Source organism: Nitratidesulfovibrio oxamicus, from assembly GCF_015731765.1.
Classification (GTDB): domain Bacteria; phylum Desulfobacterota; class Desulfovibrionia; order Desulfovibrionales; family Desulfovibrionaceae; genus Cupidesulfovibrio; species Cupidesulfovibrio oxamicus.
Window position 1 is genome coordinate 1 of the sequence record NZ_VRYY01000562.1, and the last position, 12,667, is coordinate 12,667.

Below are 12,667 nucleotides of genomic sequence, written 5' to 3' on the forward strand. Positions count from 1 at the left end.
GAACGGCTGGCCCCCGCCGCCGCAACGCCCGGCAGCGGCGGCACGGCCCCCGGCATGAAGGCTGGCAGCCTGTTCGCCCGGCTGCTGCACCGCAAGGGCGACGACACCCACGAACCCAATCGGCGCGGCATGGAAAGCGGCCCCGAACATGAACGGGGCGGCCTGCTGCCACACGGCGTCCTGCTGCAGGGCGCAAGGGGATAACCATGAGACTGGCCGAACGACTGATGCGCACCACGCGGCGGCAACCCGCCCCCGCGCTGCACCTGGAACCCGTGGCGTCCGAAGACGCCCGTACGGGCAACGCCCCCCATGGGACAGGGGACGACGCGCAAGCCCATGCCGATGTCTACGGCCATCTGCAACTCGATCCGGACAGCCCGGTCCGGGACCAGGGGCGGGACGACGGCATGCCGCAGGCGCCGCGCCTTGGCGCCTCGGGTCTGAACGCCCGCAGCCATCTTTCCGCCGTTGTCCCCGCCGCCACGGCTGGCATTGTCATCCGGCCCGACACGGCAGGCCGCCATGCGTCGGACGAGGCCGACACCGCGCCAATTCCGCGCGTGCAGGTCAACGACGCCACCCTGTTCCGCGCGCCGCGGCCCGAATCCGCGCCGGTGTCCGAACCCGTGACGGTCACCTCGCCCCGTGCCGACGCACCGGAGTCGCAGTCCACAAACGCGCAATCCACAGACGTCCAATCCGCCCAAACCGGAAAATCCCGTCCGTCGTCACGGCCCGCCGCCCGCCCCGCCAGCGCGGAGCAGGTGTGCGACGTGACCACCCTGACCCTGCACGGCGACCACTACTACGAAATCCGCGCCCGCCTGCAGGACCGCCTGCTGGAGATGATGGACCTGGCCGCCGCGGAATCGCTGCCGCCCGACAGGCTGGCCGCCGAAATTTCGCGCCTGGTGGAAAAGCTGCTGCGCGAGGAGTTTCGCCAGGCTCCCCTCAACGCGCAGGAACAGCGCCAACTGGTCGAGGACATCCGCGACGAGGTCATGGGCCTTGGCCCGCTGGAACCGCTGCTGCGCGACCCCACGGTCAACGACATCCTCGTCAACAACTACCGCATGGTCTACGTGGAACGACGCGGCAAGCTGATCCGGGTCAACACCCGCTTCCTGGACGACGACCACCTGCGCAAGATCATCGACCGCATCGTGGCCCGCATAGGCCGCCGCGTGGACGAGGCATCGCCCATGGTGGACGCCCGCCTGGCCGACGGTTCGCGCGTCAACGCCATCATTCCGCCGCTGGCCCTGGACGGCCCCAGCCTGTCCATCCGCCGCTTTTCCAAGGACCCGCTGGAACTGGAAGACCTGATCCGCTTCGGCGCGCTGACCCCGGAAATGGGCGAGGTGCTGCGCGGCATCGTCAAGGCGCGGCTGAACATCATCGTTTCCGGCGGCACCGGCTCGGGCAAGACCACCATGCTCAACTGCCTGTCGCGCTTCGTGCCGCACGACGAGCGCATCGTGACCATCGAGGACGCGGCGGAACTGCAACTGAAGCAGGACCACGTGGTGCGGCTGGAAACCCGACCCGCCAACATCGAGGGCCACGGGCAGGTCACCGCGCGCGACCTGGTCAAGAACTGCCTGCGCATGCGGCCCGACCGCATCATCGTGGGCGAAGTGCGCAGCGGCGAGGTGCTGGACATGCTGCAGGCCATGAACACCGGCCACGACGGCTCGCTTACCACCATCCACGCCAACACCCCGCGCGACTGCCTGATGCGCCTGGAGACCATGGTGGCCATGGCCGGGCTGAACATCGGCACCCTGTCGCTGAAGCGGTACATCTCGTCCGCCGTGGACGTGATCATCCAGGTTTCGCGTCTGGCCGACGGCTCGCGCAAGATGACCAGCCTTTCGGAAATCACCGGCATGGAAGGCGACGCCATCACCATGCAGGACATCTTCACCTTCGAACAGACCGGCGTGGACGAGAACGGCAAGGTGCAGGGACGGTTCCGCTCCGGCGGCATCCGGCCCCGCTTCGCACCGCGCCTGGCCGCCATGGGCATCGAGCTTGGCGGCGCACTGTTCGATCCCGGCCTGTCGCAGTAGACGCGGCAGCCTGAACGCAAAGGGGTTTCGCCATGATGCTCGTCATCGCCGTACTCTCGGTCATCGCCATGTTCGTGTTCGTCATGGGCGTGCTGGACCTTGCCTACGGTCGCCGCCGCGCCACGGCGCAGCGCGTGGGACAGCGCATGGAAAACCTGCTGCGGGCGAAAAACGAGCAGGACCGGGTGGACCTGGAACGCCGCCGCGCCCTGTCCGACGTGGACTGGCTGCACCGCGTGCTGGCCGCCCAGTCGTGGACCAAGAAGATGGACCTCGCGCTGGAACAGGCGCAGGTGCGGGCCACCCTGGGCGTGCTGCTGCTGGCTTCCGTGCTGGGCGCGGCCTCGTGCTTCCTGGTCGTGCACCTGCTGGTGGACAACCTGTTCCTGCTGGTGGCGCCGCCGCTGGCGCTGGGCTACGCGCCCTTCCTGTGGGTGCAGCGCAAGCGCAACGCCCGCATGAGCCGCTTCCAGCGCCAGTTGCCCGACGCGCTGGACCTCATCGCCCGCGCGCTGAAGGCGGGGCACGCCTTCAATCAGGGCATGCGCATGGTGGCCGACGAATTTGCGGATCCCATCGGCCCGGAATTCCAGAAAACCCTGGACGAGATCAACTTCGGCATCCCGGCGGACGCGGCCCTGTACAACCTGACCCGCCGCGTGGACTGCCCGGACCTGAAATTCTTCGTGGTGTCGGTGAACATCCAGCGTGAAACCGGCGGCAACCTGGCGGAAATCGTCACCAACATCGCCCGGTTGATCCGCGAGCGGTTCAAGCTGGCGGGGCGGGTGCGCGTGCTTTCGGCGGAGGGCCGCCTGACGGCGTGGATACTGTTCGTGCTGCCCTTCGGCATCGGGTTCATCATCAACCTGCTGAACCCCGACTTCATGAGCGCCCTGTATGCCACGCCCGAAGGCAACATGCTGCTCACCGGGTCATTGTTCCAGATGGCCATCGGCGGCATTGCGCTGAAGCGCATGACCACCATCCGGGTCTGAGGGGGATACCGCCATGCCGTTCGACGATACCATGATCCCCTTCCTGGCCGCCCTGCTGGCCTCCGGCGCGGTATTGCTGGTGGCGCAGGCCTTGCGCGGCATGTTCGGCAACCGCCAGCGGGTGCAGCGCATGCATGGCCGTCTCACCCGGCACGCAGCCGGCGCCCGTGCCGTGGCCGTGGCCGCCCCGGCCCTGCCGGAATCCCCCCTTTCCTCCCTGAAGGCCGCGCTGAACGCCATGGCCGAAAGGGTGGGGCAAAAGGTGGTCAAGGATGACGGCGAGGAAGTGAACGAGGCGGGCCTGGCGCTGGTGCGCGCGGGGTACCGCAACCGCCGCGCCCCGCTGGTTTTCTGGGGCGTCAAGGCCGGGCTGACCCTGTGCGGCCTGCTGCTGGGGCTGGTGATCCGCCTGATTGCGGGCGACGACGTTCCCATGGGGCTGATGGCGCTGCTGTTCATCTGCCCGGCGGTGGTGGGCCTGTACGCGCCCAACGTGTGGCTGTCGCGGCGCATCAAGGCGCGCAGACTGGACATCATCAACTCGCTGCCCGACGCGCTGGACCTGCTGGTGGTCTGCGTGGAGGCGGGCATGGGCCTGGACCAGGCGTTCTCCCGCGTGGCCCGCGAAATGGCGGCCACCAACCCGGTGCTGGCCGAAGAACTGAACATGGTCATCCTGGAACTGCGTGCGGGCAAGTCGCGCGCCGAGGCCCTGAAGAACCTGGCCGCGCGCGTGGCGCTGGAAGACGTGAACAGCCTGGTCACGCTCATCGTGCAGGCGGATGCCTTCGGCACCAGCATTTCCAGCACGCTGCGCGTCTACTCCGACACCATGCGCACCACGCGCTTCCAGCGGGCAGAGGAAATTGCCGCCAAGATGCCGGTGAAGCTGCTGTTCCCGCTGGTGTTCTGCATTCTTCCGGCCCTGTTCGTGACCATCATGGGGCCCGCATTCATCAAGCTGATGCAGGTCTTCGCCCAGATGGGCCAATAGCCCCGCCGGGGCAGCTAGCGAGAGCCGTCCGGTTCGAAACGCAGAAAGGAAAACGCCATGACCGCCCGCACCGCCACCCGTCCCGCCCTTGCCCTGCTGGCGCTCTGCGCCCTGCTGCTTGCAGGTTGCGGCGCGCAGCAGACCACGCGCGGCTCCAACCTTTCGCTGATGGAACGCTACCACAGCAGCAAGGATCTGCTGCACGACGGCGAGGGGGTGGAGCCCACGCCCCAGGCTGATGCCATGAGCGCCCAGGAACACTTGCAGCGCGGCCTGGTTTTCCTGTCGCAGGATCGCCCGGAACTGGCCTTCGAGCAGTTCAGCCGGGCCTGCCAGCTTGATCCCGGGCTGGCCGAGGCGCGCTACCAGCGCGGCGCGCTGCTGGTGGCGCGGGGCGTCCCCATCGAGGCGCGGGCGGACATCGAAGCCGCCCTCTCCCTGGCCCCGGACAATGCCCGGGCCTGGGAAACGGCGGGCATGCTCGGCTTTGCCGAAGGCAACCTGGCCGAGGCCAGAAGCCACTTCGAGCGGGCGCTGGCGTTGGACCCCCGCCTTGCCGGGGCGGCCAGCCACCTTGGCGCCATCCACAATTACCAGGGGCAGCCGGACAAGGCCCTGGCCCTGTTCACGCGGGCGCTGGAACAGATGCCCCGCTCGGGCGAACTGCACAACAACGCGGGTATCGCGCAGGCCATGCTGGGCAACGACGCCGCCGCGGTGGACCACTTCCGCGCGGCCATCACCCACGGCGCGCCCGGCAACCGGGTGTGGAACAACATGGGCCTGTCGCTGTGCCGCCTGGGCCGCTACGACGAAGCCTTCGAGGCGTTCCGCAACGCCGGGGGCGAAGCCGCCGCGCACAACAACCTGGGCGTGTACCTTTCGCAGCAGGGCGAGCATGCCCTGGCCCTGTACCACCTGCAACGCGCCCTTGAAGTGGAGCCGCGCTACTACGCCCGTGCGGCGGAAAACCTGAAGCGCGCCCGCCTGGCCGCGCGCATCGCGCAGGGGCAGGGTCCGGCTGCGACCACCGCCGCGCCGCTGCCCATGGCCGGTCCCGACACGGGGGTCACGGGGGCCGCCGGGCCTGGTCCCATTCCGGGCGCGCCCGGGGTAGTCACCCCTGTGACGCTGCCGCCTTCGTCCACCCCGCTGAAGGCCCGCGCCACCCCGGCTGCCGTGCGCGAAGGCGAACTGCGCGACGGCAAGTAGCCGCCGCGAAAATTTCGGGCGCGTCACGCGCCGCGCCCGCCCATTGTCCGTTGGGGGCACCGCTGATGGAGTACGCCGGGGGGCGACCCATCGCAAGGAGTGAACACCATGTTCGAAACACGCAACACCATGCCACCGGCCCCGTCCGGCGGAACGCGCAGGGGGCTGCGCCACCTTCCGTCGTCGCGGGCGCTGGCCCAGCGCGGCCTGGCCGCGCTGGAAGTGGCCCTGATGCTGCCGGTCATCGCGGCACTGCTCTATGTGCTGGTGGAGGGAGGCAACACCATCCGCGCCTACTCCGCCCTGACCGAAGCCAGCCGCGCAGGCGCGCGCCACGTTGTCATGAACGACGACGTGGCGGGCGTGCAGCCCTTTGTCCGCTCGCTGGCCACCACGCTTGACCCCAATGCCCTGACGGCCACCGCCGTCAAGGATACGGGCAAGCAGATGGTCACGGTAACCGTCACGTATGCCTACAAGTCGGTATTCACGAGCAATCCCTACAACGGAGACCCCCATGACGCGCTCTACACGTTTTCCGCAAGCACCAGCATGCCCACGCCGTAACGCGGCCCGGCCTGCCGGTTTTCGCGCCCTTATGCGCGGCCTGTGGCGTGGCACGCGGGGTTCCATGGCCATGCTGATGGCCGTGCTGCTGCCCGTGGTGCTGGGCCTTGCCGGCCTCGGCATCGATTCGGGCATGCTCTACCTCGCGCACAACCGCCTGCAAGGCGCCGTGGATGCGGCGGCACTGGCAGGCAGCCTGGAACTTCCCTACGACCCGCAACTGGACAAGGGGCTGGTGAAAGGCGCCGTGAACCAGTACATGGCCGCCAACTACCCCGCCGCCGTGCTGAAGGGCGTCACCCCCGGCACCGAGGAACGCAGCGTCACCGTGAAGGCCGAGGCCACCGTGGCCACCATCTTCATGGGCGCCCTGGGCATCGGCTCCACCACGGTGCGCGCCCAGGCCACCGCCGGGTACAACAACCTGGAGGTGGTATTCGTCATCGACAACACCGGCTCCATGAAGGGTACGGCCATCCAGCAGGCCAACGCGGCCGCCACCCAACTGGCCGAACTGATCATGCCCGAAGGCATGGAAACCTCGGTCAAGGTGGGGCTGGTGCCCTTCCGGGGCAAGGTGCACATTCCTGCGGGCGTTGACGGCCTGCCCGACGGTTGTCGCAACGCCGACGGCACCCTGGCGCCCTCGTGGATCCTGGAAGAGTACAAGCAGACCAAGTACCGCTACCCCACGGGTTCGTCGCTCAACGTGCCCAAGGGCACCTGCGGCAGCATTCCGCGCGTGCAGGGCCTGACCGGCGACCGCGCTACCATCGTCAGCGCCATAGCCGAGCAGGACGCCCTGGGCGATGCCTCGGGCACCGTCATCTCCGAAGGCATCAAGTGGGGGCGTCATGTGCTCACCCCCGAGGCGCCGTTCACCCAGGGCTCGTCCAACAAGGACATGCGCAAGGTGATGATCGTGCTGACCGACGGCGATACCGAAGACGGCAAGTGCGGCGGCAACTTCGCCGTCAGCTACACGCCCAACGCCTACTGGACCAACGCCTACTACGGCATGTTCGACATGGCCACCCACTGCGAGAACGGAGGCAAGCTGAACGCGGCCATGCTGAGCGAGGCGCAGATCGCCAAGGAAAAGGGCATAGAGATATTCGCCATCCGCTATGGCGACTCCGACTCCACGGACATCAGCCTGATGAAGGCCATCGCCTCCAGCAAGGCGGGCACGGACGATCACTACTACAACGCGCCCTCTGCCTACGACCTTGAAGAAGTCTTCAAGAAGGTCGGCAGGCAGCTTGGCTGGCGGTTGCTGCGCTAGCGCGGCAGGGAGGACACCATGCGTGCATGCCGCATATGGCCATTGCGTCTGTGGCGCGGTGAAGGCGGGGTCGGTTCGCTGGAGGTGGCGTTCATGCTGCCGGTGCTGCTGGCCATGCTCTTCGGCCTTGTGGAATTCGGCTACAACCTCTTTGCCCGCTCCACCGTGGAAAAGGCCGCGCAGGTAGGGGCGCGCTTCGCCATCACCGGCGAAGGCTTCGACACCGGCAACCGGGTGACGTTGATCAAGGACGCGGCCCGTCCGCTCACCCAAGTGTTGTCCGGCTCTTCGGGCACGGGCGTGACCATCCTGGTGCGCAGCTACCCCAACGGCACCGGGGCCGCCGCGGTGGAAAACAACGGCGGCGACCCCTGCCAGACGGTGGAGGTGCAGGTGGACTACCGCTACGCTCCGCTGACGCCGCTGGTGGGTTCGCTGCTGCCGCCGGAGATCACCGTCACCGGGCGAGAGCGCATGGTCAACGAACCCTGGGCCATCTGCAAATGACCCGTCGCCTGGGGCTTGCGCTGCACTGCGTGCCCGAGGCGCACGACGTCGTCGCCGGTTCCGGCTGGCCGGGAGAGTCCGCAGTCGGGCTTTCCCGCCAGCCGCAGCCGAGGGCACGGCATGCCGGGCCTTGCGGGCTGCCAAAGACCGGGTCAGAATCGTTCGGTGCGCTGGCATCCGGTGCGGAATCGCCCATACCGGAACCAGGCGCACCGAAACCGGATGGCCCGGTGCCCATGCCGACGCACGGCGGGGCACCCCGGCTTGCGGGCGCGGCCCGTTCTGCTATCATGCGGGGCACGGCTGTCGCGGACTGTCACCCCGCCTGTCCGCAGGACTTGCCGGAGGCCTGGCCCATGTCCGGCCTGGCGCCGGAATGGCCCGCGTCCGAGCGCGCTCCGGCCCGGCGGTCCGCGGCCCTTGCACTGCTTGCGGAAACCGCAATCGGCGTCCCCCCGATTGCCCACCGGCACACCGCCCACTGCCCAGCTACCCGCTGTCCAGCCACCCACAGGGAAGCCATGTCCGCACCCCCGCCGCCCCCATCCCCCGGCATGTCCGGCCACACGTCCGGGCAGGACGCCACGGCGGAGCGCACGGCGCGGCTCAGCCTGCTCATCGTCTCCGAGTTCGAGGAATTCGCGCGCGGGCTGGTGACGCGGCTTGCGGCATGCGGGCTGGAACCTTCGTACATGCTGGCCGAAACGCCGTCCGAGCTTTCGCGCCTGATCACCGAAGAGCCGTGGGACATGGTGGTGGCCGAATCCGAAGCCCCCGGCATGACCTGGCAGGAAGTGCTGATGCTGGTGCGCGGGGTGCGCGAGGACGTGCCCTTCGTGCTGGTGGCCCCCGCCGCCGACGAAGGGCTGGCCCTGGACGCCGTGCGCGAAGGGGCCGACGAGGTGCTCTGCGCCGACGACTGGCACCTTGGCCCCGCCTTCATGCGGCTGGTGCGCGAGGCGGAGCGGCGGCGAACCCTTTCCGTGCACTGGCGCGAGATAAACCGCGACGCCCGCCAATGGCGGGGCATGGTCGAAGGCACCGTGCTCGGCATCTTCCGCTGCCGTCCCTGGGGCGAACTGATCAGCGCCAACCCCGCCTTTGCCGACATGTTCGGCTACCCCTCGCCCGATGCGCTGTTCGCGGCCATACGGTCCGGCGGAGCCGCCGGTGTCGCCCCCGGCGCCATCATGCCCGAGGGCTGGCTGCCCGGCGGCTTTCTGGACCGGGCCACCCTGGACCGCATGCTGAACACCCTGCGCGACGAAGGCGAGGTGCGCGACTTCGAAACCACGACCCGCCGGGCCGACGGCTCCACCTTCTGGATTTCGGTGAGCGCCCGCGTGCAGCGCGGCTCCACCGGAGAAATTGCCGGCATCGAAGGCACGGTGGAAGACATCGACCGCCGCAAGGCCGTGGAAAACATGATCATCCGCGCCAAGCAGGAATGGGAGAAAACCTTCGACAGCGTGCCCGACATCATCATGATCATGGACGCTGGCCAACGGGTGCGGCGCAGCAACATGGCCCTGGGCAGGCTGCTGGGCCTGCACCCCAAGGATATTGTGGGCCGCCACTGCAACGATGTGCTCGGGGCCTCCGTCATGGCAGACGACGTGTGTGCGGCCATCCGGGCCATGCCCTGGGGCGAAAGCCGCACCGAGGAACTGTACCTGCCCACCCTTGGCGGGCATTTTCTGGTCACCCTGTCGCCCTTCCTTGCCGACAGCCAGTACGACGGCGAACCGGTCCGAGAGGGGGACGCGCCGGGCACCGTGCTTGTGGCGCACGACATCAGCAGCCGCAAGCAGTTGGAAGCCCGACTGCGCCAGGCCCAGAAGATGGAGGCCATCGGCACGCTGGCCGGGGGCATTGCCCACGATTTCAACAATATCCTGGGCGTGATGATGGGCTATACGGAAATGAGCCTGGACCAGACCGAAGACGGCGACGCCCAGCACCGCCGCCTGACCGAGGTACTGGCCGCCGGACGCCGCGCGCGCGACCTGATCCGCCAGATACTTACCTTCAGCAGGCAGGAGGAGCCATCCCGCCTGCCGCTGCCGCCGCTGGCGCCCATCAAGGAAACGGTGCGCCTGCTGCGCGCCACCCTGCCCGCCAACGTGGACATCCGCCTGGACCTGACCGAGACCGGCCCGCTGCTGGCCAACCTGAGCCAGTTGCAGCAGGTGATCATGAACCTGTGCGCCAACGCGGCCCACGCCATGAAGGACCATGGCGGCGTGCTGCACCTTGCGCTGGACGCGGTGGAACTGGACGAGGACGAGGCCGCGGCGCGCTCGCTGCCCACCCCCGGCGGCTACGCCCGGCTGCGCGTACGCGACACGGGGCACGGCATTCCAGGGGATATTCTGGAGAACATCTTCGACCCGTTCTTTACCACCAAGAAGCCGGATGAAGGCACGGGCATGGGCCTTGCTTTGGTGCACGGCATCGTCACCGCCCACGGCGGGGCCGTTACGGTGCAGTCCACCGTGGGCGTGGGCACGGAATTCGAGGTGCTGCTGCCCCTGGCCCCGCAGGCGGGAGAAGAGGCCGCCACCGGGGCGGATTCGGCCCACAGCGGCAGCGGCCTTGCGTTGGTGGTGGACGACGAGGCCCCGTTGGCGGCCATCATGGGGGCCATGCTGGAAAAGCTGGGCTACCGCGCCGTGGTCACAGCAAATCCGCTGGATGCGCTGGAACGCTTCCGGGCGGACCCGGCAATCTGGCGGCTGGTGGTCACCGACCAGACCATGCCCGGCATGACCGGCACCGAACTGACGCGCCAGGTGCGCGCCCTGCGGCCTGACCTGCCGGTGGTGCTGTGTTCCGGCTTCAGCGAAGGGCTGGGCCACGAAGCGGCCATGGCCGCCGGGGTCAGCGTGATGCTGGCCAAGCCCCTGCTGCGGGCGGACCTTGCCGCCGCCCTGTCCGAACTGGGGCTGGAGAACGGGAAGGGCTAACCTGACGGCGATTCCGCCGCGCACGAACGAAACGGACCTTGCCGGAACACCGGCAAGGCCCGTGAACATGTTGTCGGAGCACGCCTACCGCTCGGTCAGCCCCTGCCGTGCGTCACCCCCACGTACCGCGTCCGCTTCGCGCAGCAATTCCAGCAGTGCCTGTACCAGCAGGGTCGCGCCGTTCGGGCGCGCGCCCTTTATCCCCGTGGTCCCCGACCCCGCAGCAAGACCCAATGCAAAAAGCAGTTCCGGGCCGGTAAGCCCCCCGGGGTTGCATGCCATGACGGAAAGCAGCGCCTCGCGCAGCAGGTCCAGCCCGTTCCGGGCCTTGCGTTGCGCCCCTTCGGGCACGGCAATGCGCTTGCCCCCGGTTCGCTCGGGGGCGATGCACCGCACCTCTCCGGTGTTCGAATAGGCATGCCTGTCCGTAGTCCCGGCGGCCTGCGGCGCATCCGCATCCACGAGGCCCGACAACAAGGCCGCCAGGCGCTCTGCCTGACGGGCTGTCAGCCCTTCGGCCAGCACCACCGGGCGTGCGCCGGACAGCGGCAGCGGGTGGGCAGCCCCGGACGGAAAGGCATCCGTGAAGGACGCGCCGCCCGTGCTGATTGGTGCTGCGGAACCATGCGGCTGCTCCCCGTCATCCTGCCCGGCAGACCGACAACGTTCGGGCCGCACCCGCACCAGTCGCAACCGTTCGCCGCGCCTTCCCAGCGCGGCATGCACGCAATACCGTTTCTCGTCCATGTATCCCCCCAGGATACGGACCGGAGCCGTGGTACGTGTGTCTCACGTCCCGCCGCACCGTCGCGCGGCCTTGCCTTCCCTGTCTTACAGCCGCTCGCGGTCCAGCGCGCGGCAGTTGATGGCTTCCGCCAGATGCTCCACCCTGATGGGACCGGCAGCGGCAATGGCAGGTGCCACCGGGTCCGCGCCATCGTGTCCGGCTTCCTGCACTACCGGCTGACCGGCGGCCAACGCCCGCTCCGCATGCTGCAGATCCGCGATGGTCCGCGCAATGCGCAGGATGCGCGTGTACGCCCGCGCCGACAGGGCCAGGGCGTGCACCGCGCCTTCCAGAAAGGCGTGCTCGTCCGGGCCAAGGGCGCAGTGTTCTTCCAGCAGCTTGCCGGTCAGGTCCGCGTTGGTGCGGCACGGGGTGCCCGCGTAGCGCACTGCCTGCACGGCCCGCGCCCCTCCGATGCGGTCCCGCATCTCGGCGGAGGTGCTGCCCGTCATGCCGCCGCGCAAATCCTCGTAAGGCACGGCGGGCACCTCCACGTGCAGGTCGATGCGGTCCAGCAGCGGACCGGAAAGGCGTGCCCGATACCTCTGCACCGCCGGGCCGAGACAGGTGCAGGTGTGCCTGTCGTCGGTGCGGTAGCCGCAAGGGCAGGGGTTCATGGCCGCCACCAGCATGCTGTCCGCCGGATAGGTCAGCGAGACGGCGGCGCGGGCGATGGTAACCACGCCGTCTTCCAGCGGCTGGCGCATCACTTCCAGCGCGGTCTTCCGAAATTCCGGCAATTCATCCAGGAACAGCACCCCGCGATGCGCCAGCGAAATCTCGCCGGGGCGCGGGTTGGCCCCGCCGCCCACCAGCCCGTAGTCGGACACGGTGTGGTGCGGCGCGCGAAAGGGGCGGCGGGTGATCAGCCCCTGACCGTCCAGTTGGCCCGCCACGCTGTAGATGGTGGTCACCTCCAGCGCCTCCTCGAAGGAAAGCGGCGGCAGCACGGTGGGAATGCGCTGGGCCAGCATGGTCTTGCCGCTGCCCGGCGGGCCGATGAACAGCAGGTTGTGCGCGCCCGCCGCCGCGATCTCGATGGCCCGCTTGGCGTGTTCCTGCCCCTTCACCTCTGCGAAATCCACGGGCCAGTGCGGCCCACGTTCCCATGCGGCAAGCCCGCCGGAAGGCACGGCGGATATGTCCGCCTGTCCAGCCAGAAAGGCCGCGGCCTCGCCCAGCGAACGCACGGGGTACACCGGCAGCCCTTCCACCACGGCGGCCTCGGCGGCGTTGTCCGCCGCCACCAGCATGCCGCGCGCCCCTTCGGCGCGGG

At 68.8% G+C, this 12,667-nt stretch carries 10 protein-coding genes and 1 pseudogene; 9 read left to right on the forward strand and 2 right to left on the reverse strand.

The genetic code is table 11. From position 1 onward, the window contains the following. From FVW20_RS15565 to FVW20_RS15605, 9 genes and pseudogenes are all read left to right on the forward strand, one after another. Positions 1-204: pseudogene (locus FVW20_RS15565) on the forward strand (response regulator); the annotation flags it as partial. Between the two features lie 2 nt (positions 205-206). Next, positions 207-2,075: an ATPase, T2SS/T4P/T4SS family gene (locus FVW20_RS15570; RefSeq protein WP_196610318.1), complete on the forward strand. Its 1,869-nt coding sequence runs from the start codon at positions 207-209 to the stop codon at positions 2,073-2,075. Positions 2,076-2,107: 32 nt separating this feature from the next. Next, positions 2,108-3,073, forward strand: a complete 966-nt coding sequence (locus FVW20_RS15575) for a type II secretion system F family protein (RefSeq protein ID WP_196610319.1) — start codon at positions 2,108-2,110, stop codon at positions 3,071-3,073. A 13-nt stretch (positions 3,074-3,086) separates the two neighbouring features. Next, the gene (locus FVW20_RS15580) at positions 3,087-4,067 is read left to right on the forward strand and encodes a type II secretion system F family protein (RefSeq protein WP_196610320.1); all 981 of its coding nucleotides are present in this window, start codon (positions 3,087-3,089) and stop codon (positions 4,065-4,067) included. A gap of 57 nt (positions 4,068-4,124) precedes the next feature. Continuing rightward, positions 4,125-5,279, forward strand: coding sequence for a tetratricopeptide repeat protein (locus tag FVW20_RS15585; RefSeq protein ID WP_196610321.1), 1,155 nt, complete (start codon positions 4,125-4,127; stop codon positions 5,277-5,279). 108 nt (positions 5,280-5,387) lie between these two features. Beyond that, positions 5,388-5,846 carry a TadE/TadG family type IV pilus assembly protein gene (locus FVW20_RS15590; RefSeq protein ID WP_196610322.1) on the forward strand — a complete coding sequence of 153 codons (459 nt, stop codon included), beginning with the start codon at positions 5,388-5,390 and terminating at the stop codon, positions 5,844-5,846. Positions 5,847-5,910: 64 nt separating this feature from the next. Continuing rightward, a complete protein-coding gene (locus FVW20_RS15595; protein WP_196610323.1) occupies positions 5,911-7,131 on the forward strand; it encodes a pilus assembly protein in 1,221 nt (406 codons plus the stop codon). 18 nt (positions 7,132-7,149) lie between these two features. Beyond that, on the forward strand, positions 7,150-7,638 hold the full coding sequence (locus FVW20_RS15600; RefSeq protein WP_196610324.1) for a TadE/TadG family type IV pilus assembly protein: 489 nt from the start codon (positions 7,150-7,152) through the stop codon (positions 7,636-7,638). 521 nt (positions 7,639-8,159) lie between these two features. Next, positions 8,160-10,604 (forward strand): ATP-binding protein, encoded by a 2,445-nt coding sequence (locus FVW20_RS15605; protein ID WP_231039160.1) that lies wholly within the window; start codon positions 8,160-8,162, stop codon positions 10,602-10,604. An 84-nt stretch (positions 10,605-10,688) separates the two neighbouring features. Here the strand turns inward: FVW20_RS15605 and FVW20_RS15610 are convergent, their stop codons facing one another. After that, positions 10,689-11,351, reverse strand: a complete 663-nt coding sequence (locus FVW20_RS15610) for a hypothetical protein (RefSeq protein ID WP_196610326.1) — start codon at positions 11,349-11,351, stop codon at positions 10,689-10,691. Positions 11,352-11,435: 84 nt separating this feature from the next. After that, on the reverse strand, positions 11,436-12,667 hold a 1,232-nt coding region (locus FVW20_RS15615; RefSeq protein WP_196610327.1), incomplete at its 5' end, for a YifB family Mg chelatase-like AAA ATPase.